The sequence below is a fragment of the Microbacterium schleiferi genome (genome assembly GCF_015565955.1).
Classification (GTDB): domain Bacteria; phylum Actinomycetota; class Actinomycetes; order Actinomycetales; family Microbacteriaceae; genus Microbacterium; species Microbacterium schleiferi_A.
The window spans coordinates 1,559,366-1,584,906 of record NZ_CP064760.1; the positions used below are offsets into that span (position 1 = coordinate 1,559,366).

23 protein-coding genes and 4 pseudogenes are annotated in these 25,541 nt (G+C 68.0%); all 27 read right to left on the minus strand.

What is annotated here, in order from left to right:
- Positions 1-25: 25 nt before the first annotated feature.
- The 27 genes and pseudogenes from trpA to IT882_RS07610 all read right to left on the minus strand — a co-directional run bounded on the left by trpA (position 26) and on the right by IT882_RS07610 (position 25,538).
- Positions 26-811, minus strand: coding sequence for a tryptophan synthase subunit alpha (trpA, locus tag IT882_RS07480; RefSeq protein WP_195693815.1), 786 nt, complete (start codon positions 809-811; stop codon positions 26-28).
- Positions 808-2,021: pseudogene (trpB, locus tag IT882_RS07485) on the minus strand (tryptophan synthase subunit beta). The gene trpA and the pseudogene trpB overlap by 4 nt, the downstream one beginning before the upstream one ends.
- Positions 2,018-2,794 (minus strand): indole-3-glycerol phosphate synthase TrpC, encoded by a 777-nt coding sequence (gene trpC, locus IT882_RS07490; RefSeq protein WP_195693817.1) that lies wholly within the window; start codon positions 2,792-2,794, stop codon positions 2,018-2,020. The pseudogene trpB and the gene trpC overlap by 4 nt, the downstream one beginning before the upstream one ends.
- 2 nt (positions 2,795-2,796) lie before the next feature.
- Positions 2,797-3,027, minus strand: coding sequence for a DUF6704 family protein (locus tag IT882_RS07495; RefSeq protein ID WP_195693819.1), 231 nt, complete (start codon positions 3,025-3,027; stop codon positions 2,797-2,799).
- Between the two features lie 42 nt (positions 3,028-3,069).
- Positions 3,070-3,657 carry a Trp biosynthesis-associated membrane protein gene (locus tag IT882_RS07500; RefSeq protein ID WP_195693820.1) on the minus strand — a complete coding sequence of 196 codons (588 nt, stop codon included), beginning with the start codon at positions 3,655-3,657 and terminating at the stop codon, positions 3,070-3,072.
- The gene (gene hisI / locus IT882_RS07505; protein WP_195693822.1) at positions 3,654-4,013 is read right to left on the minus strand and encodes a phosphoribosyl-AMP cyclohydrolase; all 360 of its coding nucleotides are present in this window, start codon (positions 4,011-4,013) and stop codon (positions 3,654-3,656) included. The genes IT882_RS07500 and hisI overlap by 4 nt, the downstream gene beginning before the upstream one ends.
- Positions 4,010-4,774, minus strand: a complete 765-nt coding sequence (gene hisF / locus IT882_RS07510) for an imidazole glycerol phosphate synthase subunit HisF (protein ID WP_195693824.1) — start codon at positions 4,772-4,774, stop codon at positions 4,010-4,012. The genes hisI and hisF overlap by 4 nt, the downstream gene beginning before the upstream one ends.
- Positions 4,775-5,614 carry an ATP phosphoribosyltransferase gene (gene hisG, locus IT882_RS07515; protein ID WP_195693826.1) on the minus strand — a complete coding sequence of 280 codons (840 nt, stop codon included), beginning with the start codon at positions 5,612-5,614 and terminating at the stop codon, positions 4,775-4,777. It lies immediately after the preceding gene.
- Positions 5,615-5,651: 37 nt separating this feature from the next.
- Positions 5,652-5,915 (minus strand): phosphoribosyl-ATP diphosphatase, encoded by a 264-nt coding sequence (locus IT882_RS07520; protein ID WP_195693828.1) that lies wholly within the window; start codon positions 5,913-5,915, stop codon positions 5,652-5,654.
- A 34-nt stretch (positions 5,916-5,949) separates the two neighbouring features.
- Positions 5,950-6,645, minus strand: a complete 696-nt coding sequence (rpe, locus tag IT882_RS07525; RefSeq protein WP_267490548.1) for a ribulose-phosphate 3-epimerase — start codon at positions 6,643-6,645, stop codon at positions 5,950-5,952.
- Positions 6,646-6,670: 25 nt separating this feature from the next.
- On the minus strand, positions 6,671-8,053 hold the full coding sequence (locus IT882_RS07530) for an RsmB/NOP family class I SAM-dependent RNA methyltransferase (RefSeq protein ID WP_195693830.1): 1,383 nt from the start codon (positions 8,051-8,053) through the stop codon (positions 6,671-6,673).
- A complete protein-coding gene (fmt, locus tag IT882_RS07535; RefSeq protein ID WP_195693831.1) occupies positions 8,050-9,018 on the minus strand; it encodes a methionyl-tRNA formyltransferase in 969 nt (322 codons plus the stop codon). Before fmt ends, IT882_RS07530 begins: the two co-directional genes overlap by 4 nt.
- Before the next feature lie 36 nt (positions 9,019-9,054).
- Positions 9,055-11,051: pseudogene (locus tag IT882_RS17345) on the minus strand (primosomal protein N').
- 1 nt (position 11,052) lies between these two features.
- Positions 11,053-12,245 (minus strand): annotated as a pseudogene (metK, locus tag IT882_RS07545) (methionine adenosyltransferase).
- Between the two features lie 73 nt (positions 12,246-12,318).
- Complete coding sequence (rpoZ, locus tag IT882_RS07550) at positions 12,319-12,573, minus strand: DNA-directed RNA polymerase subunit omega (protein ID WP_195693834.1); 255 nt, start codon at positions 12,571-12,573, stop codon at positions 12,319-12,321.
- Positions 12,574-12,633: 60 nt separating this feature from the next.
- Positions 12,634-13,542, minus strand: a complete 909-nt coding sequence (gmk, locus tag IT882_RS07555; protein WP_195693836.1) for a guanylate kinase — start codon at positions 13,540-13,542, stop codon at positions 12,634-12,636.
- Positions 13,535-14,389, minus strand: coding sequence for an orotidine-5'-phosphate decarboxylase (gene pyrF / locus IT882_RS07560; RefSeq protein WP_195693837.1), 855 nt, complete (start codon positions 14,387-14,389; stop codon positions 13,535-13,537). Before pyrF ends, gmk begins: the two co-directional genes overlap by 8 nt.
- Complete coding sequence (gene carB / locus IT882_RS07565; RefSeq protein ID WP_195693839.1) at positions 14,386-17,673, minus strand: carbamoyl-phosphate synthase large subunit; 3,288 nt, start codon at positions 17,671-17,673, stop codon at positions 14,386-14,388. Before carB ends, pyrF begins: the two co-directional genes overlap by 4 nt.
- Positions 17,666-18,823, minus strand: a complete 1,158-nt coding sequence (gene carA / locus IT882_RS07570) for a glutamine-hydrolyzing carbamoyl-phosphate synthase small subunit (protein WP_195693841.1) — start codon at positions 18,821-18,823, stop codon at positions 17,666-17,668. The genes carB and carA overlap by 8 nt, the downstream gene beginning before the upstream one ends.
- Positions 18,820-19,341, minus strand: a complete 522-nt coding sequence (locus IT882_RS07575) for a hypothetical protein (RefSeq protein ID WP_195693843.1) — start codon at positions 19,339-19,341, stop codon at positions 18,820-18,822. Before IT882_RS07575 ends, carA begins: the two co-directional genes overlap by 4 nt.
- Entirely contained in the window at positions 19,338-20,648 is a 1,311-nt protein-coding gene (locus IT882_RS07580) for a dihydroorotase (RefSeq protein ID WP_195693845.1), read from the minus strand. The genes IT882_RS07575 and IT882_RS07580 overlap by 4 nt, the downstream gene beginning before the upstream one ends.
- Positions 20,645-21,625, minus strand: coding sequence for an aspartate carbamoyltransferase catalytic subunit (locus IT882_RS07585; protein ID WP_195693847.1), 981 nt, complete (start codon positions 21,623-21,625; stop codon positions 20,645-20,647). The genes IT882_RS07580 and IT882_RS07585 overlap by 4 nt, the downstream gene beginning before the upstream one ends.
- The gene (pyrR, locus tag IT882_RS07590; RefSeq protein WP_195693849.1) at positions 21,622-22,152 is read right to left on the minus strand and encodes a bifunctional pyr operon transcriptional regulator/uracil phosphoribosyltransferase PyrR; all 531 of its coding nucleotides are present in this window, start codon (positions 22,150-22,152) and stop codon (positions 21,622-21,624) included. The genes IT882_RS07585 and pyrR overlap by 4 nt, the downstream gene beginning before the upstream one ends.
- A 71-nt stretch (positions 22,153-22,223) precedes the next feature.
- On the minus strand, positions 22,224-23,789 hold the full coding sequence (locus IT882_RS07595) for a Rieske 2Fe-2S domain-containing protein (RefSeq protein WP_195693851.1): 1,566 nt from the start codon (positions 23,787-23,789) through the stop codon (positions 22,224-22,226).
- A 78-nt stretch (positions 23,790-23,867) separates the two neighbouring features.
- The gene (gene nusB, locus IT882_RS07600) at positions 23,868-24,302 is read right to left on the minus strand and encodes a transcription antitermination factor NusB (protein WP_195693853.1); all 435 of its coding nucleotides are present in this window, start codon (positions 24,300-24,302) and stop codon (positions 23,868-23,870) included.
- 12 nt (positions 24,303-24,314) lie between these two features.
- Positions 24,315-24,875 (minus strand): elongation factor P, encoded by a 561-nt coding sequence (gene efp, locus IT882_RS07605; RefSeq protein WP_195693854.1) that lies wholly within the window; start codon positions 24,873-24,875, stop codon positions 24,315-24,317.
- A 214-nt stretch (positions 24,876-25,089) separates the two neighbouring features.
- Positions 25,090-25,538, minus strand: a pseudogene (locus IT882_RS07610) (type II 3-dehydroquinate dehydratase).
- Positions 25,539-25,541 lie beyond the last annotated feature (3 nt).

Genomic DNA, 25,541 nt, shown 5'->3' on the forward strand with positions numbered 1-25,541 from the left:
TGAGTCTAGTTCGATCGCGCTGCGCTTATCCGCGGACGGTACCCGCGACGAGCTCCCGCGCAGCCGCCGCCAGCCCGTCGAGACCGCCGTCGCGCAGCGCGCGCACGAGCGCCGTGCCGACGATCGCGCCGTCAGCGTATTCGAGCACGCTGCGCACGTGGTCGGCGTTCGAGACGCCGATTCCGACGCACGCGCGCTCGGCGCCGTGCTCCCGCAGTCGTGCGACCAGAGCGCGAGCAGCGGCATCCAGCTGCGCCCGCTCCCCCGTGATCCCCATGGTCGAGACCGTGTAGACGAAGCCCGTCGTCTCGCGCACGATCATGGCGAGACGGTCATCGGTCGAACTCGGGGCTGCAAGAAACACGCGGTCAAGGCCGGTGCGTGCGCTCTCGGCGAGCCAGTCGGCTGCAGCATCGGGGGTGATATCCGGCGTGATCAGTCCGGCGCCGCCGGCGGCGCGGAGATCATCGGCGTAGCGAGAGACCCCGTACTGGACCACGGGGTTCCAATACGTCATTACGAGGGCGGGGATGTCGGTGCGCGCTGTCACCTCACGCACAGCTGTGAAGGTGTCGCGCATCCGGAAGCCCGCTTCCAGTGCCGCATTCGTGGCCTCCTGGATCACCGGGCCATCCATTACGGGGTCTGAGTACGGCGGACCGAGTTCGAGGATGTCGACCCCGGCTTCCGCGAGCGTCACCGCGGCCTCGATACTCGTTTCCAGGTCGGGGTATCCGATCGGGAGGTAGCCGATGAGAGCGCCGCGCCCCTGGGCGTGGGCAGCGTCGATCGCGGCGGCGACGGCGCTCACGCCTGGGCCCCCTCGTCGTACAGTTCGAACCACCGCGCAGCAGTATCCATGTCTTTGTCTCCGCGGCCCGAGAGCGAGATCGCGAGCACCGAGTCTGGGCCGAGCTCGCGACCAAGACGCAGGGCGCCCGCGAGAGCGTGCGCTGACTCGATCGCGGGATGATGCCCTCCGTGCGCGACAGCAAACGCAGCGCTTCCATCGCCTCGGCATCCGTGGCCGGAATATAGTGCGCCCGCCCGATGTCAGCGAGCCAGGCGTGCTCGGGGCCGACCCCGGGATAGTCCAGACCGGCCGAGATGGAGTGTGACTCGACGGTCTGGCCGTCTTCGTCCTGCAGAACGAAGGTCTTCGCCCCGTGCAAGATCCCGGGCGTTCCCCGCTCAATGGATGCTGCGTGTCGGGGCGTGTCTACGCCGTCACCGGCGGCTTCGACGCCGTAGAGGGCGACACCCTCGTCATCGAGGAACGCGTCGAACATGCCGATGGCGTTCGAGCCACCTCCGACGCACGCGAAGACGGCGTCGGGCAACCGCCCGATCTCGTCGAGGAGCTGCTCGCGCGCCTCCTCGCCGATGACCTTCTGGAAGTCGCGGACCATCGCGGGGAAGGGGTGCGGGCCGGCGGCAGTCCCGAAAATGTAGTTCGTGGTCTCAACGCTCGCTACCCAGTCGCGGTAGGCCTCGTTGATGGCATCCTTCAAGGTCCGCGAGCCCGTGGTGACGGGGATGACCTCGGCGCCGAGCAGCCGCATGCGCGCCACGTTGAGTGCCTGGCGCTGCGTGTCGACCTCTCCCATGTAGACGGTGCACTCGAAGCCGAACAGCGCGGCCGCCGTGGCTGTCGCGACGCCATGCTGCCCTGCGCCGGTTTCGGCGATGACGCGCGTCTTGCCCAGTCGCTGCGTGAGAAGTGCCTGCCCCAGCACATTGTTGATCTTGTGGGAACCGGTGTGGTTCAGGTCTTCCCGTTTGAGGAAGACCCGGCCGGCGCCGGTGTGCTCGGCGAACCGGGGCACCTCGGTGAGGGCGGACGGCCTCCCCGCATACGAGTTCAGCAGACGGCGGAACTCGGCCTGGAAAGCCGGGTCGACGCGGGCCGCTTCATACTCCGCGGTGAGCTCGTCGATCGCGGCGATCAGTGACTCGGGCATGAAACGCCCGCCGAAGTCGCCGAAGAAGGGGCCGCGCTGATCGCGCAGGCTCGTCGTCATGATCCTGCCTCCAGAAACGTTGTGAGGGTCGCGACGGGGTCGCCGGTCACCAGCGCCTCGCCGATGAGCACGACATCCGCGCCGGCAGCCCGGTAGTGGGTGACGTCGGCGGGCGCGAGCACGGCGGACTCGGCGACGGCTATCGCATCCGCGGGGATCGACGCGCGCAGGCGTCCGAACAGGTCGCGGTCAAGCTCGAACGTGGAGAGGTCGCGTGCATTGACCCCGACCAGTCGGGCACCGATGTCGGCAGCGCGGTGCACCTCGTCCAGCGAGTGCGTTTCGACAAGAGCCGTCATCCCGAGCTCTTCCGTCAGGTGTAGAAGCCGCGTGATCAGGGGCTGGTCGAGAGCCGCGACGATGAGAAGAACGATGTCGGCGCCGGCTGCTCGGGCCTCGAACACCTGATACTCGGTGGAGATGAAATCCTTGCGGAGCACCGGAACAGTAACCGTCGCGCGAACTGCCTCGAGGTCGTCCAGGCTGCCTTTGAACCGGCGCTGCTCGGTAAGGACCGAGATCGCCGATGCGCCGCCGCGTTCGTAGAGGGCCGCGAGGTGAGCGGGGTCGGGGATCTCGGCGAGGTCACCGCGCGAGGGACTCGCGCGCTTGACTTCGGCGATGATCCGCACGCTGTCTGTGGGCGCCAGGGCCGTGAGCGCTGAGAGGGCGGCGGGACGTGCGAGCGCGGCGCGTTCGACATCCGAGAGCGGACGCACCGCTTCTCGCGTCCGGGCGTCCTCGAGAGCGCCGGCCGTGAGGTCGGCGAGCATGCTCAATGCTCTTTCGCGGTGTACCTGGAGCCACCCACGCCGTAGCCGACCTTGGCCATGATCCAGCCGACAAGCAGGCCCACCACGACAAGAACGACCGATGCCCAGACGAGCCAGACGATCTCCAGGACGAACGCCACCGTACCCAGGGCGATGGCAGCGAGCATGATGACGACAGCCGTCCAGGCCGCCGGCGAGTGTCCGTGGCCGGGGTCGCCGATGGGGTTGCTCATGGATATCCTCCGGTAGTGCGCGGGCTGTGGTCAGTCTAGCGGTCAGGTCGTGGGGTCCCCACCACGCGAGAGGTCATCCCACGAGTCGATTGCATCGAGCGGTTCGTTGCTACGGACTCGCGCCGCCCTCTCCGCCTGGTAGCGCTTGCCGCCGTCGGGCCACAGGCGCGCCGTGACGACGACCCAGAGGCCGCTGGCGGCGAGAACGACGGCTGCAAGGAGCGTGATCACGGGCCAGGGGGTCGTCGTGATGCTCGCGACGAGCGCAGAGACCGCACCGTCGCCACGGATGCCGGTCACGGCGGCGACCTCGGCCACGACGGCGCGGACCGGTGCGCCAAACGCGATGGGGGCCGTCAGGACGGCGAGCGTGATGCCGAGCGCCGCACCGAGCACACCGAACACGGGTCGAAGGATACGGCCCACGATCGAGACAGCGGCACCCAGAGCGAGTGCGGTCAGGCTCAGGGGCGCGAGCAGCACGACCGCGGATGCGCCCGGCACCGCAAGCGGCTCGGCCGCGCCGTCGGTGAGCGACACGAGCAGCCATGTCTGTGTCGAGGCGATCAGACCAGTCGCGCCCGCCACGAGGAACGCTACGACACTGATGAGTCGAGCGCGCGCGATCATGTGGCCCCGTCGCCGACGTTCGGGTGCAGGTCGGTCGTGTCGAAGCAGCTTCGCGTTCCCGTGTGGCACGCGGCGCCGACCTGCTCCACCTCGATCAACAGGGCGTCGCCGTCGCAGTCGAGCTTCGCGCCGCGGACATACTGGACGTGGCCGGACGTGTCGCCCTTGCGCCAGTACTCCTGTCGAGAACGCGACCAGAAGGTCACGCGACCCGTCGTGAGCGTGCGCCGCAGTGCTTCGGCGTCCATCCAGCCGAGCATCAGCACTTCGCCGGTATCCCACTGCTGGATGATGGCGGGGGCCAGCCCGTCCGCCGTGAAAGCGACGGATGCGATCCGGTCGTCGAGCTCGCTCATGCCCGCACCTCCACGCCTTCCGCAGCCAGCGCGGACTTCACCTCGCCGACGGTCAACTGGCCGGTGTGAAAAACACTCGCCGCGAGAACCGCGTCAGCGCCCGCGTGCACGGCCGGCGGGAAATGCTCGACGGACCCCGCGCCGCCGGAGGCGATCACCGGTACTGAAGAAACCTCGCGCATGAGAGAGACGAGCTCGAGGTCGAAGCCCTCGCGGGTGCCGTCGGCGTCGATGGAGTTCACCAGCAACTCTCCCGCTCCCCGCTCGATCGCCTCACGGGCCCAGGCCAGAGCATCCAGCGTCGTCTCGGTGCGACCGCCGTGGGTGGTGACGACAAAACCCGACTCGACGGCAGTCGAGCGTTTTACATCGAGTGAGAGGACGAGCACCTGAGCTCCGAAGCGGTCGGCGATCTCGTCGACCAGGCCTGGCCGGGCAATGGCAGCGGAGTTCACGCCGACTTTGTCGGCTCCCACACTCAGGAGGCGTGCCACATCCTCGGCTGACCGGACCCCTCCCCCGACGGTGAGCGGGATGAAGACCTCTTCGGCAGTCCGCTGGACGACGTCGTAGGTGGTCGCGCGCTCATCGACCGTTGCGGTGACGTCGAGGAAGGTGATCTCGTCAGCACCCTGACGGAAGTAAGCCGCGGCCAGTTCGACGGGATCGCCCATGTCGCGGAGGTTGACAAAGTTGACGCCCTTCACCACGCGCCCGGCGGCGACGTCGAGGCACGGGATGATGCGCGTCGCGACGGTCATCTAGAGCCTCGCCGCGTGGATCTCGGTGACGAGGATGGCGCGGGCACCGATCGCGTAGAGAGAATCCATCACCTGGTTGACGCCCTTGCGAGGGCTCATGACGCGCACCGCCACCCACGAGGGGTCTCGCAGCGGAGAGATGGTCGGCGACTCGATGCCGGGAGCGATCTGGACCGCCCGATCGACCAGGTCGGCTGGAAGGTCGTAGTCGATCAGCACGTACTGGCGGGCCACCATCACACCGCGCAGGCGACGCAGGAGCGTCTCGGTGCCCTCGACCTCGCGCGGTCCCCCGATGAGGACGGCCTCGGACTCCAGGAGGATGGGTCCGAAGATCTCCAGCCCCGCCTGCTTGAGGGTCGTTCCGGTGGACACGACGTCGGCGACGGCATCCGCGACCCCGAGCCGCACGGCAGACTCCACAGCACCGTCGAGGGGAACGAGGTCGACGGCGATACCCCGCTCATCGAGGAACGAGTCCACGAGGCCCGGGTAGGCAGTTGCCACCCGCATTCCCTCGAGGTCGGCCAGATCCGTGAAACGTCCCGGAGGCCCCGCGAAGCGGAAGGTGGAGTCGGCGAAGCCCAGGGATTCCACCTCGCGTGCCGGCATGCGGGCGTCAAGGAGCAGGTCGCGGCCGGTGATGCCGACATCCAGCGCCCCCGAGCCGACGTAGGTGGCGATATCGCGCGGGCGCAGGTAGAAGAACTCGACCTCGTTCGCCGGGTCGATGACGTGGAGGTCTTTGGGATCACGACGTCCGGTGTAGCCGGCCTCGGTGAGCATGGCGGCGGAGGTCTCGGCCAGCGAGCCCTTGTTGGGCACGGCAATTCTCAGCATGGGGGTCTTTCGGGTCGAAGCGGGAGGGGCGACGGGTTCAGAGATGTCGGTACACGTCCTCGAGCGAAAGACCCTTTGCCAGCATCAGCACCTGGAGGTGGTAGAGCAACTGCGAGATCTCCTCCGCTGCTGCCTCGTCCGATTCGTACTCGGCGGCCATCCAGACCTCGGCTGCCTCTTCGACGATCTTCTTGCCGATCGTGTGGACGCCTGCGTCGAGCTCGGCGACGGTACCCGACCCCTCGGGACGGGTCTGCGCCTTCACCGTCAACTCGGCGAACAACTCCTCGAACGACTTCACCTTGCCAGGGTAGCGAATCGCGCGGGCTGGTCGGTCAGTGCCGATGCGCGTGAGCGCCGAGGGAGCGCAGGCTCGAGATCGCGGAATCCGGGTTCTCGGCGCCGAAGACTGCCGACCCGGCCACGAACGTGTCGGCCCCGGCCGCAGCGGCCTGCGCGATCGTCGACGCGGAGATTCCGCCGTCGACCTGGAGCCACACCGAGGAACCGCGGCGATGGCATTCGTCGGCAAGCGCCCGGAGTTTGGGCATCATGTCAGCCATGAAGGACTGGCCGCCGAAGCCCGGTTCTACGGTCATCACCAGGATCTGGTCGAACTCGTCGATGATCTCGAAGAGCGGCTCGACCGGTGTCCCGGGCTTGAGCGCGATGCCGGCGCGGGAGCCGATCGATCGCAGCCTCCGAGCGAGGGCGACGGGTTCCGTCGTGGCCTCGGTATGAAACGTCACGGATGCTGCGCCGATCTCGGCGTAGCCGGGAGCCCACCGGTCAACATCGTCGATCATGAGGTGCACATCCAGCGGCACCGGAGAGGTCGCGTGGATCCGCTCGACCATCTGGGGTCCGAACGTGAGATTCGGAACGAAGTGGTTGTCCATGACGTCGACGTGCACGAAGTCCGCTGCTGCGATGCGCTGCAGCTCTGCCTGCATGTTGACGAAGTCTGCCGCGAGGATGCTGGGATTGATCCGCACCTCGTGGTCGTGCGCTGCGGCGTCGGGGGAACTCACTCGTCCATTATGGCGAGCGTGTCGGTCACTGCGCGCGCTGCAGGAGCGTGATCGACATCGCGTCCGTCCCGTGGCGGTGGGGCCAGAGCTGGGCGCGGCCCGCGCCGCTGTTCGGTGTCGCCAGATCGAGCGGAGCGCGTGACACCCGACGCAGCACGTCTCGTGCATCAAGCTCACGCAGTCCGTTGCCGTAGTGGTCAGTGACCTCGGCCGCGACATCCCGCGTCTCGACGAGGTGCGGTGAGCAGGTTACGTACGCGACGACACCGCCGGGTCGCAGGCCGGCTACCGCGGCCGAGAGCAACTCGCGCTGGAGTTGTGCGAGCGGAGCGACATCCTGCGGGCTCTTGCGCCATCGCGACTCGGGGCGGCGGCGCAGCGCGCCGAGGCCCGTGCAGGGCGCGTCCACGAGGATCCGGTCGTACGCGGCAGCTCCCGCCCTTTCGCGTCCGTCCTGCTCAGAGACGGGAACCTCGAACGGAATCGGCTCGAGGGAGCGGCGCACCAACCCCGCTCGGGTCGGCGACACCTCATTGGCCTCGAGCTCGACAGCGGTCCCCGCCTCTCGTGCCTGGAACACGCGGGCAGCAAGCAGCGCTGTCTTTCCGCCGGGCGCGGCACACAGATCTAGCCAGCGCTCCCCGGAGCGGACGGGCGCGACCTCTGACAGGGCGAGCGCGGCAAGCTGCGAGCCCTCGTCCTGCACACGCAGGGCACCGTGTGAGGCGGCGACGAGTCGTCCGGGATCACCGGCGGGCGCCCGGAACCCATAGGGCGAGAAGGATGTCTGATCCGACTCCTCGGGGATCGTCGCAAGTCCGGGAAGTGCCGTCATCGTCACGCGCGGCGGGTCATTGTCGGCGGCGAGAAGGTCGGCGAGTTCGCTCGCGCGTCCCTCGTCATCGAGCGCCCGCCGCAGAGCGCGGATCACCCACACCGGGTGCGACGTACGAACCGACAGCCGTTCGTCATCGGAGCGCGCGGCTTCTTCGGCACGTGAGACCCAGGTGGCCGGGTCCGCTGTGCCGATGGTGCGCAAGACGGCGTTGACGAAACCGACAGCTCGCTCCCCCACGCTGTCCCGCGTCAGGGCGACGGACTCATTGACCGCCGCGTGCGGGGGGACCCGTGTCGCCAGGAGCTGGTGCACGCCGAGGCGCAGGATGTCGCGCACGGGTGGGTCGAGCGTGTCGGCCGGGCGCTTCGCCGCGACGCCGATCACGGCATCCCAGGTTCCCTGCTGCCGGAGCGTTCCGTAGGTGAGTTCGGTCGCGAGCGCCGCATCCCCGGGGCTGAGCCGCGCCCGCGCAATGGCTGTCGGGAGGACGAGGTTCGCGTAGGCGTCGGCGTCGTGGACAGCGCGCAACGTCTCGTACGCGACGCGCCTGGCAGAGATCGCCCCGCTCATGCCGTCACCTCAGGCTTGCGGGGCGCCGGTCCCGAGTCCCCGCCGGTGTCGAGCTGGAGCTCGGTCAGGTGCGTGCCGCGCCACCAGTCCCCGGCATCCATCGCGGGCTTTCCCGCAGGCTGGACCCGGCGCAATCCGATCGGGCCGGTGCCGGTGCCGACGATGACCTGCTTGCCGTGGGCCATGACCAACCCGGGGCGGGTGCGCGGAGCATCGATCGGGGCAGGACCGGCAGCGAGGATCTTCAGTCGCGCCCCGCCCGTCGTTGCGAAAGCTCCGGGTTCGGGAGTGACACCAAGGATGCGGGAGAGCACCCGGTCACGTGGTTGCCCCCAGTCCAGACGACCGTCCTCGATCGACAGCTTCGGGGCGTAGGTCGCCTCACCCTGTTGTGGGCGGGGCTTCGCGGTTCCCGTCGCGATGGCGTGGACCACAGCGGTGAGGAGTGTGGCACCGGCAGCGGCGAGCGTCGTGAGCAGCTCACCGGCGGTTGATTCGGTGGGCCGGGGAAGGCGAACCTCCCCGTAGACGTCGCCCTCGTCGAGTCCCGGCGTGAGCTGGAAGACATCGGCTCCCACCTCGCTGTCGCCGGCAATGATGGCGTGCTGCACCGGCGCGGCACCACGCCAGCGTGGCAGCAGCGAGAAGTGCAGGTTGATCCAGCCGAGCCGCGGCGTCGAGAGCAGGGGCTCCCGGACCAGCCCGCCGTACGCGACGATCACCCCGAGATCCGGGTGCGTCTCGCGCACCGCCTCACGGGCGTCGTCGGCGAGGCGGACAGCGCGGTGCACGGGGAGGTTGAGCGCGTCAGCCGCGGCAGCGACGGGAGAGGGCGTCAGGATACGTCGGCGTCCCAGGGGCGCATCCGGGCGGGTGATCACGAGAGCTACCTCGTGACCGGCATCCACGAGAGCGTGCAGCGAGGGCACGGCAGCGTCGGGGGTTCCGGCGAACACAATTCTCATGGCTGTTCCTCCAGGCTCATGGCTGTGCCTCCAGGCTCATGGCTGTATCTCCAGGGTCAGGTCGGGCAGATCCATGCGGATGCGCAGGGTGGAGCGCGGACCGCCGTTGCGTCCGCGAGAGCGACGACCGCGCAGCGCGTCGGCGACCAGTGCCGCCCGCAGCGACCGGGCCACATCCGGGCCATCGTGGTAGTCACAGCGCACGAGCGCGCGGACCTCATCATCCCGGGAACGGGTTCCGGGCACCGGCACGGGCCCGAGCACATCGCCCGTGCGCAGCCGTGGCACATCGGACCGCAGGGCGGCCAGCGCGGTCTCCACCGACGGCCGGGAACCTTCGAGGGAGGCGACGCGCACAGCCGGCGGCATCCGCAGCTCGGCGCGCTCGGCGAGTTCGGCGCGCGCGAACGCCGGCTGGGTCCAGGTCGCCAACGCGCGGCCGAGGGTCCCGGCCACACCCACCAGGTGAACGGGTGCGCCCGGTGCAGCGAGGGCGGCGGCGTTGGACCACCACCGCAGGCAGTGTTCGGCGATCCGCAGATCGTCAGCGAGGAGCATTCGTTCGCCGTCCAGGAGCAGCACTGCCCGGTATCCCCCGGGAGCGAGGGGCTCTGCGCCGCGGGTGGCGATGACCAGTGCCGGCGCGTCGGGAACATCACGCACCGGATGCTCCGCGTCGGAGACGATGACGCGGATGCCGGGAAACGCGCGACCGAGCTCTTCAGCGGTGCGCCTGCTGCCGGATCCGATGAGCAGCAGTCGTGTCCCCCGCAGGTGGCGCAGGTCCACGCTTCGGCCCGCCGACCGCAGGCCGAACACGTCGGAGTCGCGCCTCGCGCCCCGGCGTGCAGCGGGCCGCCGCAGGAGCGGCAGCGCGCGGGGCGTCGGCAGTCAGCGCACGCGAGCACGGGCGCATAGCCGGGACGGGCGACCTGGATGAGGACGGGCCCGGTCCGCACTGCCTCACGCGCCGCGCCGAAGGCTGCTGACGGGATTCGCGCGGCGCCTGTCTCCCCCTCGCGAAGCGGCGTGAGCACCACGCGCGGCGCCGACGGACGCGCCGCGCGGAGCTCCTCGACCCAGCCGATGTCGACGAGACGCTGCACATCCGTGGAGCGTGTGAATCCGGCGAAAACGAGCGCGACCTGTTCCTGCTCTTGCCTGACCAGTGCTGCGTCGCGGGCGTGAACGCCGGGCGACAACGGCTCGCGCAGCAGAGTGTCGCCGTCATCCCAGATGGCGATGAGCCCGCAGGCGTGGACCGGTGCGTACACCGCCGACCGGTTGCCGATCACGATCGACGGCGTCGGTTCGAGGAGCCGAAGGTACGCGCCGTAGCGGGCGGGGGCGCTCTGGGCCGCGTCGGTGCGGATGACGGCGTCACCGAGCCCGAGGGCGACCAGACCCTGCTCGAGCTGCTCGAGGTCGCGGTAGTCGGGCACCACGAGGATGGTGCTCTGTCCGCTCGCCAGCATCCTCGTGGCCGCCGCAGCGAGGATCCCCACCCAGCCCGGAACGGGCGAGTCCACACCCACCGGAGCTGTGGGAGCCGTCAGCGCAACCCGCGAACCGTTCTCGAGCGACGCGCTGAGCCCCGGGTAGCGGCCAAGCACAGCGTCCGACCACTCCGAGGTCGCTGCCGGAACCGGCAGAGCACCCGCCCGGTCGGCGTTCTGCCACGCGCGCTCTGCTCGGACCATGCGTCGCGGCACAACCAAACGCAGAATGTCGGATGCCGACCCCGCTGATCGGTCGGCGACTCTCCGTGCGAGCTCGTACAGCCGTCGCGGCAACACGGGCACCGGCGAGATGACGGCATCCATCTCCGACAGGGGACGATCGGCCGCGGGCTCGTCGTCGAGTTCCACGACGAAGCCGTCGACGATCCTGCCCGCGGCGCGCAGCGGAACGCGCACCCGAACGCCTTCACGGGCCGTCTCGACGAGGTTGTCGGGGATCTCGTAGTCGAAGAGCCGGTCTAGCTGCGGCAGCGGCGAATCCAGGATCACTCGCGCGATGCGCCGAGTGGTCATCTCAGAGACCGGCGGCTGAGCGCAGGTCGTCTGCGCGGTCGGTGCGCTCCCACGTGAAGTCCGGAAGCTCACGACCGAAGTGCCCATACGCCGCGGTCTGTGCGTAGATCGGGCGAAGCAGATCCAGCTGATCGATGATCGCCTTGGGACGCAGGTCGAAGACCTCGAGGATCGCCCTCGTGATGGCCTCATCCGGAACATGACCGGTGCCAAAGGTCTCGACGTACAGCCCGACGGGCGCGGCCTTTCCGATCGCGTACGCCACCTGCACTTCGAGCCGATCGGCAAGCCCCGCCGCTACCGCGTTCTTGGCGACCCACCGCATGGCATACGCCGCTGAGCGATCGACTTTGGAGGGATCCTTGCCGCTGAAGGCGCCTCCGCCGTGACGGGACGCTCCCCGTACGTGTCGATGATGATCTTGCGCCCGGTGAGTCCCGCATCCCCCTTGGGGCCGCCGATGACGAACGGACCGGCCGGGTTGATGTAGTACTTGACGTCGGGGAGATCGAGCCCGGTGCTCTCGAGCACCGGACCGATGACGCTCTCCCGGATCTGCGCACGCAGATCCTCCTGCGAAATGTCGGGGTGGTGCTGGGTCGACAGCACGACCGACTCGACGGTGCGTGGAACGGCTCCCTCGAACCCCAGGGTGACCTGCGTCTTGCCGTCCGGGCGCAGGAACGCCAGCTCTCCGGACCGGCGGACCGCCGCGAGACGCTCCGCCATCCGGTGCGCGGTCCACGCGGCGACCGGCATCAGCTGCGGGGTCTCGGTGGTCGCATAGCCGAACATGATGCCCTGGTCGCCGGCGCCCTGCTCGTCTCGGGGGTCGGACGAACCGCGCTCACGCTGCTCGAACGCCTTGTTGACGCCGGAGGCGATATCTGACGATTGGGCGCCGATCGACACGCTCACGCCGCACGATTCGCCGTCGAAGCCGGTCTCGCTCGAGGTGTACCCGATGCGGTTGACGACATCGCGGACGATCGCGGGAATCTCGACATATGCCGACGTGCTGACCTCGCCCGCCACATGAACGAGCCCTGTCGTCACCAGCGTTTCGACAGCGACGCGCCCATCCGGATCCTCGCTGATGATCGCGTCGAGGATGCTGTCAGAGATCTGATCACAGATCTTGTCCGGATGACCCTCAGTGACCGATTCGGACGTGAACAGACGCAACGCGGTCATGGAGCTCCCGTCAGTAGTAGACGTCGATCAGTATCGCGCCGGTCTACGACACCGGCGCGTCAACAGGTGACCGTCAGTCGATCGGACGCAGGCGGAGCTTGTCTTCGTTGATCTCGTGGAGCGCGATCGTCAGCGGCTTGTCCTCCACGGTCGAGTCCACGAGCGGGCCGACGTTGTCGAACAGGTTGCCCTCGTGCAGGTCGGAGTAGTAGTCGTTGATCTGGCGGGCACGCTTGGATGCGTAGATCACCAGCTGGTACTTCGAGTCGACCTTCTCGAGAAGGCTGTCAATGGGGGGGTCGATGATGCCCTTGTTGTTCCCGGCCATGGCGGAATCCCTTCGCTGGCGACGGATGTCGGTGAGAGGTCTGTGGCGCCGCAGTCGCGCTCAGCGCGCGGGCGCATTCATCAATTCTACGACCTCGCGCGCGGCAACGGCGACGTCACCGTTCACAACGCGATAGTCGAACTCATCTTGGGCTGCCAACTCGACGCGCGCCGTGCGGAGGCGACGCGCTCGTTCCTCGGCATCCTCGGTCCCCCGCCCGACAAGTCTGCTCACCAACTCGTCCCAGCTGGGAGGGAGCAGGAACACGAGCGTGGCGTCCGGCTGCGCGGCGCGGACTTGCCGCGCGCCCTGCAGATCGATTTCGAGCAGCACTGACTGACCACGATCGAGGGCGTCGCGGATCGGGGCGCGAGGGGTGCCGTAGCGGTAGGCGTTGTGGACTGTCGCCCACTCCAGCAGTTCGCCGTCGGCGATGAGCCGATCGAACTCTGCATCGTCGACGAAGTAATAGTGCTCCCCGTCGCGCTCCCCCGGTCTGGCCGGCCGCGTCGTCGCCGAGATCGACAGATGGATCTCCGGGTGGTGGGCACGAATATGCTGCGCCACGGTACCCTTGCCGACGGCGGTCGGGCCGGCGAGAACGACCAAGCGCGACCGGTCGGCGCGGGGAAGCGGCTCGGGTACGCGCTCGTCGAGAAAGGCGCGCAGCACCCGCTGTTGCCGAACACCGAGTCCACCCAGGCGCTTGACAGGCGAGATCTGCAGGCGCTCCAAGATCGCATCGCGCTTGCCGACCCCGATAGCGGGGATCGCCGTGAGGAACTCGGTGATGCGCATCGCCCCGGCCGGAGAGTCCGGAGCGGCAAGAGCCCGGCGCAGGAGCTCCTGCGGGCTGATCACGCGCGTTGCGACATCCTGCTTGAGCGAGGCGCGCTCCCGTCGAGCAGCGACAGCTCGTCGCGAGGCGGCAACGCGGTCGACCGCGGGCGGAGCGGGACGCTCAGTCATTGCTCGCCCGAGAATAGAGCGCCGACCGCTGCTCGATGCGCGACTCCAGGCGGTCGGGCCCCACAGCCAGGATGCTTCTACTCTCGGAGGCGACGACGTTCGCGGCGACATAGCCGAACAATCGCGGCAAATCGGACGGCTCCGCGCCCTGCGCGCCGAAACCGGGAGCAAGAATCGGGGTTCCCGCGAGGACGACATCGCTGAGCCCGAAAGCGCCGCGATCGACGGTCGCCCCGACGACGAGTCCCGCCGAACCGAGCGCACCGGGCAGACCGATGTTGAGCGCGCCGACGTCGCGGGCGACCCGCGCCGCCACGCTCTCATTGTCGGGCGCCGCCTCATCTCGGGTGAGCGCCGTTTGGACGGGCCTTCCTTCGGGGTTGCTCGTGGCTGCAAGAACGAACGCGCCCTTGCCGCGGCGGATGGCCGCGGTGATCGTGGCGTACAGAGAGTCAGGCCCGAGGTAGGGGCTGAGGGTCACGGCATCCGCCTCCAGCGGCGAGCCGGGCTCGAGCCACGCCGCGGCATAGCCGTCCATGGTCGTTCCGATGTCGCCGCGCTTGGCGTCGGCGATCACGACCAGCCCCGTGTCGCGAGCAGCCGCCATGACCTCCTCGAGCGCCGCGAACCCCGCTGAACCGTACCGCTCGAAGAACGCGACCTGTGGCTTGACGATGCCGACGCGCCCCGCACAGGCCTCCACCACACGCAGCCCGAAGCGCCGGGCGCCGTCGGCGGTGGCCTCAAGCCCCCAGGACTCGAGCAGGCTCACATGTGGGTCGATACCGACGCACAGCGGGCCGAACTGGTCCAGGGTGGCCCACAGCCGAGCACCGAACGAGTTCACGCGCGCTCAGCCCTTTCGCGTGCATAGTCCTGGAGACTTTTGACCTCGAAGCCCCGGCGAAGCGACGGGAACGCGCTCACGGCGGCGCCGAGGACGGCCATCGTGGTGAACAGGGCCTTGTCGCCCGCCACCGCGGCGGCGCGGATCTCGTACCCATCGGCCCGGGCCATGCCGCCGCTCGGGGTGTTCACCACGATGTCGATGCGTCCGTCGTTGATCAGGTCGACGACGTTGGTCTCACCCGAGGCCTGCGTAGCGGAGTACTTGTTCACGACGTCCACAGCGATCCCGTTGCGGGCAAGGATCTCTGCCGTGCCTTCGGTGGCCAGAAGGGTGAACCCGAGTTCCTGCAGTCGATGGGCGGGCAAAATCACGGCACGCTTGTCGGCATCTGAGACCGAGATGAACACCGTTCCCTCGAGCGGCAGACCGCCGTACGCGGCAGCCTGACTCTTCGCAAAGGCGGTCGGGAAGTCACGGTCGATACCCATGACCTCGCCGGTCGATCGCATCTCGGGGCCCAGCACCGAATCGACGATCTGGCCGTCCTTGGTGCGGAAGCGCTTGAAGGGAAGAACTGCTTCCTTCACCGCGACCGGTGCGTCCAGGGGAACGCGAGAGCCATCGGATGCCGGCAGCAGGCCTTCCGCGATCAGCTCAGCGATCGAGGAACCCGCCATGATGCGGCTGGCGGCCTTCGCGAGGGGAATACCCAACGCCTTCGAGACGAACGGGACGGTGCGGCTCGCGCGCGGGTTCGCCTCGATGACGTAGAGCACGCCGGCACTGATGGCGAACTGCACGTTCAGCAGCCCGCGAACGCCAACGCCGTGCGCGATGGCGAGGGTCGCCTCGCGGACACGGTCGATCTCGGTGCGTCCGAGCGACACCGGGGGAAGCGTGCAGCTCGAGTCGCCGGAGTGGATGCCAGCCTCCTCGAGGTGCTCCATCACGCCACCGATGTAGAGCTGGTGACCGTCGTAGAGCGCGTCGACATCGATCTCGATCGCGTCGTCGAGGAACCGGTCGACCAGGAGCGGCATCCCGGGGCCGATGATCGCCTGGTCGGCGACGCGCACGAAGTAGTCGCGAAGACTCGCCGTGTCGTAGACGATCTCCATGCCGCGGCCGCCGAGCACGAAGCTCGGGCGAACCAGCACCGGGTAACCGATGTCTTCAGCGACGACCACGGCACCCTCGACGTCGACGGCGGTGCCGTGGCGGGGCGCAATGAGCCCTGCCTCGGCAAGGATGCCGCTGAACAGGCTCCGCTCCTCCGCGAGGTCGATCGCGGCCGGGCTCGTGCCGAGGATCGTGTACCCGGCTGCTTCGATGCCCTTGGCCAGGCCCAGCGGAGTCTGGCCGCCGAGCTGGCAGATGACGCCCAGGATCGTGCCCGAGCGCGCCTCGGCATGCAGGACCTCCAGCACGTCCTCCAGGGTGAGCGGTTCGAAGTAGAGCCGGTCGGAGGTGTCGTAGTCGGTGGACACCGTCTCGGGATTGCAGTTGACCATGATCGTCTCGAAGCCCGCGTCGCTCAGGGCGAAGGAGGCGTGCACGCACGAGTAGTCGAACTCGACGCCCTGCCCGATGCGGTTCGGACCCGACCCGATGATGACGACCTTCGTGCGCTCCGAGGCCGTGACCTCGGTCTCGGCGTCATAGCTCGAGTAGTGGTACGGCGTGAGTGCCGGGAACTCGCCGGCGCAGGTGTCGACGGTCTTGTAGACCGGGCGGATGTCGAGGCCGTGTCGGATGCCGCGGGCTTCGGTCTCGGTGATGCCGCGAAGCTCGGCGATCTGCGCGTCGCTGAACCCGTGCTCCTTGGCGATGCGCAGCGTTTCGGCATCCAGCTCCCCGGCGCCGGCGATGAAGGCTGCCACCTCGTTGATGAGGACGATCTGGTCGAGGAACCAGGGGTCGATGGCTGTCGCATCGAAGGCCTGCTCGACCGTCGCGCCCTTGCGCAGGGCCTGCTGGACCACGACGATGCGTCCGTCGGTGGGAGTTCGTGCGATGTCGAGCAGCTCCTCGACGGTGCGCGGTTCAGCGCCCCAGTGGAAGCTGGAGCCGCGCTTCTCGAGCGAGCGGAGGGCCTTCTGCAGCGCCGTCGTGTAGTTGCGGCCGATCGCCATGGCCTCACCGACGGACTTCATGGTCGTCGTGAGCGTCGTGTCGGCTGCCGGGAACTTCTCGAAGTTGAAGCGCGGCACCTTGACGACGACGTAGTCCAGCGTGGGCTCGAAGCTTGCCGGCGTGACCTTGGTGATGTCGTTCGGGATCTCATCGAGCCGGTAGCCGATGGCGAGCTTCGCAGCGATCTTCGCGATCGGGAACCCCGTGGCCTTCGACGCCAGAGCCGACGAGCGGGAGACACGCGGATTCATCTCGATGACGATGATCCGACCGCTCGCGGGGTCGACGGCGAACTGGATGTTGCAGCCGCCCGTGTCCACGCCGACCGCGCGGATGATGTCGATCCCGATGTCGCGCAGCTTCTGGTACTCGCGGTCGGTCAGGGTCAGCGCCGGGGCGACCGTGATGGAGTCGCCAGTGTGGACGCCCACGGGATCGACGTTCTCGATGGAGCAGACGACGACCGTGTTGTCAGCGGTGTCGCGCATGAGCTCGAGTTCGTACTCCTTCCACCCGAGGATCGACTCCTCGAGCAGCACCTCGTGGGTGGGCGAGTCGTGGATTCCGGCACCGGCGATCCGGCGCAGGTCAGCCTCGTCGTACGCGAAGCCGGAGCCGAGGCCACCCATCGTGAAAGAGGGGCGGACGACGAGGGGGTAGCCGAGCTCCTCAGCGCCGGCGAGGACCTCATCCATCGTGTGGCAGATGCGGCTGGCGGCGACATCCGCACCGGCCTCGATCACGAGTTCCTTGAACACCTGGCGGTCCTCGCCCTTGCGGATCGCGTCCACCTTGGCGCCGATGAGCTCGACGTCGTACTTCTCGAGGATGCCGCGGTCGTGCAGGGCCATCGCAGCGTTCAGCGCCGTCTGTCCGCCCAGGGTCGGCAGGATCGCGTCGGGCTTCTCCTTCGCGATGATCGTCTCGATGACCTCCGGGGTGATCGGTTCGATGTAGGTCGCGTCGGCGAAGTCGGGGTCGGTCATGATCGTGGCCGGGTTGGAGTTGACCAGGATCACCCGGACGCCCTCGGCGCGCAGCACGCGGCAGGCCTGGGTTCCGGAGTAGTCGAACTCGCAGGCCTGGCCGATGACGATCGGGCCGGAGCCGATGACCAGGACGGAGCGGATGTCGTCGCGCTTAGGCATTCGCTTCTTTCGTGCTGAGGTTCGCGCGAACGAGGTCGGCGAATCGGTCGAACAGGTAGTTGGCGTCGTGCGGGCCGGCCGCCGCCTCGGGGTGGTACTGCACCGAGAAGGCCGGGATGTCGAGAGCGCGAAGGCCCTCCACGACCCGGTCGTTGAGTCCGATGTGGCTCACCTCCACGCGTCCGTAGCCCTGTGGACTGTCGAAGGGCTCATCCAGCGGTGCATCGACCGCGAAGCCGTGGTTGTGGGCAGTGATCTCCACACGTCCCGTCTGCTTGTCCAAGACTGGCTGGTTGATGCCGCGGTGACCGAACGGCAGCTTGTACGTGCCGAGCCCCAGGGCCCGGCCGAGCAACTGGTTTCCGAAGCAGATCCCGAAGAATGGAACCCGGTCGTCCAGTACGGAACGGAGGAGCTCGACGTGATCCGCGGACGCCGACGGGTCCCCCGGGCCGTTGGAGTAGAAGACCCCGACCGGCTCGATCGCGCGGATGTCGTCGATCGACGCATCCTGCGGCAGGACATGAACATCGAAGCCGCGTGCCGCGAGGTTGTCGATCGTGGCCTTCTTGATGCCGAGGTCGATGACCGCGAGCGATCCGATCCGCTCCCCCGTGGCCGGCGTGACCTCGGGCGCAGCGACCGAGACGGCAGCTGAGAGATTCTGTCCGGCCATGAGCGGGGCCTCGAGCACGAGGCGCCGGTGTTCGTCAGCATCCAGAGCCGCGGCGTCTCCCGAGAAGATGCCACCGCGCATGGACCCTGCCGAACGGATGTGGCGGGTCACGGCCCGGGTGTCGATCCCACTGATGCCCACGATGCCGTCGCGTTCGAGCGCTTCATCGAGGGACTCGTCAGCGCGCCAGTTCGACACGACCCGGGACGGGTCGCGAACGATGTAGCCGGCCACCCAGATCTGGCGGGACTCCGGATCTTCGTCGTTCATTCCCGTGTTGCCGATGTGGGGGGCAGTCTGCAGCACGATCTGACCGGCGTAGGACGGGTCGGTGAGTGTCTCTTGGTACCCGGTCATCCCCGTCGCGAAGACGACTTCACCCAGGGTGACGCCGCGCGCGCCGTAGGCACGGCCACGGAATCGGGTGCCGTCCTCGAGGACGAGCACGGCAGGATCGGTGTGGAACAAGCTCATTCGGAATCTCCGGTTGCGGTGGAGGGGTCTGGTGCGCTCGCCAGCGGCGAGAGGGCGTCGGCCAACTGGCGAGCCGAGGTGTCGCGGGGACGAAGGTAGGTGTCGACGACGACGCCGGTGTCGGCGAGCCAACTGAGGCGGACGAGGCCGTCCTTCTCGACGACGCGATCGATCGTGACGGTGGCCTGCGTGACCGCGGTGACGCGCTCCGCGTCGATCGTGATGCGCGGCTGATTCGTCAGATCCAGGGCGACAGCGGCGTCGGTGACCGTCACGGTGACCGGTGATCGGTGCCCGAGCCCCGGGGCAGCGATGCGCTCGAGCGGTGCGTCATGAACCGTCGTCGCAACGTAGAGCGCATCGAATGCCTCACCCGGCGTGGCGGCGTCGGCGAGCTCGGACGGTGTGATGAGGGGCGTGCGGTCGCGGCGGGTGCGCCGCACCCAGCCCCAGGCGGCCAGGCCCAGCAGCAGCACAGCCACGGCGACCATGACAAGCACGGCTGTCTCGCGCGTCATGACAGCGCCCCCGGGGTCTCGAGGAGGACGCCGTCGGCGACTGTCACGGTGCCGCGGTTGATGGTCCAGCGGACCTCGCCGGGCAGCTCCTCGCCGAGGTAGGGCGAGTTGCGGCTGCGACCGCGGAGGTCATTCACCGAGAAGGTCCGGGCCGGTGCGGGATCGTAGAGCGTGAAGGATGCGGGCTGCCCCGCCGCGACCGGCGTGCCATGCTCGCTGAGACTGCCGATCCGAGCGGGCGTCGCTGACATGGTGCGGGCGACATCGTTCCAGGTCATGCGGCCGGTGTCGACCATGGTGCCGTGCACGATGCGCAGGGCGCTTTCGAGGCCGACCATCCCATGGGCTGCAGCCTGCCATTCGCAGGCCTTCGTCTCGCTCGGATGCGGGGCGTGATCGGTTGCCACGATATCGATCGTCCCGTCCGCGAGCCCCTCCCGGACGGCTTCCACGTCCTCGGAGGTACGAAGCGGAGGGTTGACCTTGAACCGTGCGTCGTATCCGCGGACCCGATCCTCGGTGAGCAGGAGGTGGTGGGGGGTCACTTCGGCGGTTACGTCGATGCCGCGCTTCTTTGCCCAGCGGATGATGTCCACCGAGCCGGCTGTCGACAGATGACAGACATGGAGGCGGGAACCGACGTGCTCTGCCAGCAGCACATCGCGCGCAATGATCGCTTCCTCAGCCACCGCCGGCCACCCCGCGAGCCCGAGCTCGGCAGAGACGACCCCCTCGTTCATCTGCGCACCCTCGGTCAGACGAGGGTCTTGCGCGTGCTGCGCGATGACCCCGCCGAAGGCCTTGACGTACTCGAGTGCGCGCCGCATGATCACGGGGTCCCAGACGCAGAATCCGTCGTCGCTGAACACCCGCACCCGCGCGCGTGAGGTAGCCATCGCGCCGAGTTCGGCGAGCCGTTCGCCTTTCTGCCCGATCGTGACGGCGCCGATCGGCTGTACGGTGACGTAGCCTGCCGCTTCGCCCAGGGCGAGCTCTTGTTCGACCACGCCGGCGGTGTCAGCGACCGGAGAGGTGTTCGGCATCGTGAAGACCGTCGTGAAACCGCCGGCGGCGGCCGCGCGGGAACCGGTCAGGATCGTCTCGGATGCCTCGAAGCCGGGCTCGCGGAAGTGGACGTGGAGGTCGACCAGCCCCGGGAGGGCGATGAGCCCGGAGGCGTCGATGACGCGCGCGCCGGGCATGTCGAGTCCCGACCCCGTCTCGGCGATGATGCCATCCTGCACGAGCAGGTCTGTGCGGGTGCCGTCCGCGAGCTCAGCGCCCCGGACCAAGAGGACCTCGTTCATACTCGTTCCTCCCCTGTCGATGTCGTCGCTGTGGATGTCGTCGAACCCGCCAGCAGCAGATAGAGCACCGCCATCCTGACCGACACGCCGTTGGTGACCTGTTCCAGGACGGTCGATTGCGCCGAATCGGCGGCTTCGGCGGAGATCTCGAGTCCGCGATTCATGGGGCCCGGGTGCATGACCATGCTATCGGCGCCCAGAGCTGCGAGCCGACGCGCATCGAAGCCCCAGCGCCTGGCATACTCCCGCTCGCTCGGGAAGTACGCAGCGTTCATGCGCTCGAGCTGGATGCGAAGCAGCATCAGGACATCGGGGGCTGCGGCGATCGCCTCGTCGAGGTCATACACGATCTGCGCAGGCCATGCCGAGACATCCTGGGGCACCAGGGTCGGCGGGGCGACGAGCGTGACGTGCGCGCCCAGCGTGTGCAGCAACCACATATTCGAGCGGGCCACCCGGGAGTGAAGCACGTCCCCGACGATCGCTACGCGCGTGCCGGAGAGATCGCGTCCGCGGCTGTCATCGCCATAGAGGCGTTTGCGCATCGTGAAGGCATCGAGCAGTGCCTGGGTGGGATGCTCGTGGGTTCCGTCACCGGCATTGACAACGCCCGCGGTGATCCAACCGCTCGTGGCGAGGGTGTGCGGAGCACCCGAGGCACCGTGGCGGATGACGACGGCATCCGCGCCCATGGCCTGGAGCGTCTGGGCCGTGTCCTGCAGGGACTCGCCCTTCGAGACCGAGGACCCTTTCGCGGCGAAGTTGATGACATCGGCCGACAGGCGCTTTGCCGCCGCCTCGAACGAAATGCGGGTTCGGGTCGAGTCCTCGAAGAAGAGATTCACCACCGTCTTACCCCGCAGCGTCGGGAGCTTCTTGACCTCCCTGCGCTGGGTATCGGACATGTCTTCGGCGGTGTCCAGGATGCGGAGCGCATCCTCCCGTGTCAGGGTCGCGGTGTCGAGCAGATGCCTCATGATCGGATGCTCACCTCGTCGGAGCCGTCGATCTCGCGAAGTCGCACGGCCACGTGCTCCGACCGCGAGGAGGGCAGGTTCTTCCCCACGAAGTCCGGGCGGATCGGGAGCTCCCGGTGCCCGCGGTCCACGAGGATCGCCAGGCGCACGGCGGCGGGCCTGCCGATGTCTTGCAGGGCGTCGAGGGCGGCGCGGATGCTGCGCCCCGAAAACAGCACGTCATCCACGAGGACGACGGTCTTGCCGTCGATCCCCGCGTCCGGGATGCGCGTGGGGTGCGGCGTGCGCGTCGGATTGCGATGCAGATCGTCGCGGTACATCGTGACATCGAGCGACCCGACGGGCACCGTGTGATCGGTGAAGCCGCTGATCAGGGCTGCGATGCGCTCGGCGAGCGGCACACCACGGGTCGGGATACCCAGGAGGACGAGCTCGCCGGCACCGCGATTGGATTCGATGATCTCGTGGGAGATCCTCGTCAGAGCGCGTGAGATGTCGGCATCCTGCATGACTGCGCGGGTGCTCATCGTCGCTCCCTTCTCCGCCTCACAGGACGGTGTTAAAGGTTGCTGTGCTTCGAGACTACCGGACGCGCGCCTCAGGTCGCGGCAGGCGCGTCAGCTGTCTCCTCGACCCGGTGCGAGCGCATCGGGTGCCCCGTCGTGGTCAGGCACTTCCCGCTGGCCAGATCCCACTTCCAGTCGTGCAGTGAACAGGTGAGCACGCCGTTCTCGATCTTCCCGGTCTTGGTGAGATCAGCGCGCAGGTGTGGGCACCGGCGCTGGACTACCCAGTCCTCAAGCTGGACGTCCTCGGTCTGATCAGACTGTTCGGCGTACCAGTTCTCGACGTACTCGATGCGGTCACGCGACAGGCACTTGAGGAAGGTGGTGAGGAACTCGTTGAACTTGCCGCTGCGACCCACCGAGAACTGCATCGACAGGAAGATCGAGTTCGACCAGTCGATCTCGTGATCGGCGATGTTGGTCGAGACGAGGTCAGCGGGGATCGTGTACCAGTAGATGCACTCCTCCCCCGCGTACGCGCGCACTTTCGCCTTCGGGAAGTCCACGACCATGTCGAGATCGCCGATGCGGAAGCGGACATTCCCACCGACGCCGTCCCGAATCGTGCGGGCGCGCCGCAGGAGCGGCTCCCACCATTCCTTGATCGCCGCGAGCATCTCGTCGGGCGGCAGGATGGGCGCGCGGCGGCTCTCTTCGGCGCGGACCTCGTCCTGACGGCTGTCGCGCTGCTCGGCCAGGTACGTCCACTTGTCACCGAAGATGTGGTCGATCTCGGCATCCGTGTACAGCGTCTGGCTGACGGTGACCTCGCCGCCGTCGATGTCGACCTGCGTTCCCGGTACGAACAGGTGTCCGGCCTTGTCGGGTCGCTGCTCGCGCAGAAGCTCGAGGAACTCTGCCTGGTCGGTGAAGATCGAGTCGTTCTCCAGGCCCGTGCCGTTGTACCGGAACAGCTCCTCGCGCAGGAACATGGGCGGGCCCGCCATGGGAAAGACGTGCGCAGCGTCGACCTTGTCGATGTAGTACATCGCGCGCTTGTTCTGGGCCTCGCGCTTGAGCTGGGCGAAGTGCTGCTTCGAGTCCTGCGGGAGGTCGTAGACCATCGGCCACCAGATCGCTCCCGACACCTGCGTGAAGTACGCATCGGGCGTCCCGAACGACAGCAGCTTGTCCACATCCAGCGGGTGGGAGTCGTTCTGGTTCAGGATGCTGGCCGTGCCGTCATCCACCGACAGCGACGAGTCGCCGATCGGACCATCGGAGGGTGCGCGCAGCGGCGTGACCATGACGGTGAGCGGACCAAAGTGCAGCGGGACGCCGGCCTCCGTGCGCACGATGTTCGTATAGCCGAGATCGATGAGGTCGCGCTCGAGATCATCGGTCGGATACTCGGGCAGCAGGACCGGGATGTCGCGGCGGACGTACCGGTGCAGCATCCTCGGGTCGAAGTGATCGCGGTGTCGATGCGAGATGTAGAGGAAGTCTGCCGCGCCGAACCGCTCCCAGTCGAGGCCGCGATTATCGGGGAACGGGAACCAAGATCCGAAGAACGACGGCCCGATGACCGGGTCGCACAGGATCGAACCTCCGGCGGTCTCGATGAACATGCCTGCATGGCCGAGTCCGGTGATGCGCATGGACGCTCCTCTCCCGAGACGAGTGTAGGCGGCGCATCGGCGGGAGCCCTGGGTTCACGCCGTGCAAATGCGCCGAGGTCAGTCGGTCGTTCCGGCGGCCGACTCGCCGCCGCGGGCGACCCGGCCCAGCACGCCGTGCACGAACGCACCCGAGTCGTCGGTGGAGAACTCCTTGGCAAGTTCCACGGCCTCGTCGATGGCCACGGCGGCGGGAACGCCATCGTTGTAGACGATTTCCCACGTGCCGATCCGCAGCAGCGCGCGGTCGACCGCGGGCATCCGGACCAGGGTCCAGCCCTTCGCGGCGGCGGTGATCGCGTCGTCGATGGCAGCTGCGTTGTCGATCACGCCATCGACGATCTCCCGGGCGTAGAGCCACGACGCTTCGCGCGCCGGCTCGGATGCGGCACGGCGGGCCTCGGCGGCAAGCGTCAGGGCGACGTCCTCACCGCGCACGTCTGCCTGGAACAGGATGTCGAGCGCGCGTTTGCGCGCCTTCGAGCGAGCACTCATCGAGTCGACGCGTCAGTTGACGCGGCCGAGGTAGTCACCCGTGCGGGTGTCCACCTTGACCTTCGTGCCGGTCTCGAGGAACAGCGGAACCTGAATCTCGTAGCCGGTCTCGACGGTCGCGGACTTGGTGCCCGCAGACGAACGGTCGCCCTGCAGACCCGGCTCGGTGTAGGTGATCTCGAGCACGACAGACGCGGGCATGTCGATGTACAGCGGGAGGCCGTTGTTCATCGCGATCGTGACCTGCTGGTTCTCGAGCAGGAAGTTCTTGGCGTCGCCGACAGTGGCCTCGGGCACGTTGACCTGGTCGAAGTCGGTCTGGTCCATGAACACGAAGCTCTCGCCGTCGTTGTACAGGTACGTGTAGTCACGGCGATCGACGTTCTCGATCTCGATCTTCGCGCCCGCGTTGAACGTCTTGTCTACGACCTTGCCGGTCAGCACGTTCTTGAGTTTGGTGCGCACGAACGCTCCGCCCTTGCCGGGCTTGACGTGCTGGAACTCCACGACGCTCCAAAGCTGCCCGTCGATGCTGAGGACGACGCCGTTCTTGATGTCTGCGGTGGATGCCATGAGGGGAAGTTCCGTTCGTATACGTGGATGCCGCGCGCCAGGCTGCGACCGACATCCGAGTCTACGGGAGTCCCGCGCGCCCCCGCATCCGCCCCGCTCGCGCTCCCCCGGGCTCCCCGTGGTGGAGTGAGACACAACCCGGCGCGACAGACGACTCCCCGCTTCACGCGCCAGGTGGTGTCTCAGCGGACGGGCGCTGGTGGGGCCGGGTGCGTCAGGGGGTCAGGAGGGTGATCAGTTCGGTCGTGGCGCGGGCGTAGCCGGGGACGCCCTCACCGACGACGTGGACGGCGGCGATATCGCGGATGTAGGAGTGGTGGCGGAACGCCTCGCGCTCGTACACGTTCGAGATGTGGACCTCGGCGACCGGCAGCGCGACGCCCGAGAGCGCATCGCGCAGCGATACGGATGTGTGGGTCAACCCCCGGGGTTGATGATGATGCCCGCGCAGTCGCTGCGCGCGGCGTGGATGGTGTCGATCAGGACGCCCTCGTGGTTTGACTGCAACGCCCGCACCTCGAAGCCGGATGCCGCAGCCGTCTGCGACACGAGCGCCTCGACATCGGCGAGGCGCTCGTGCCCGTAGACCTCGGGCTCTCGGGTTCCCAGCAGATTGAGATTGGGTCCGTTGAGGAGCAGCAGCCGACGCGGTGAAGTGGTCACAGT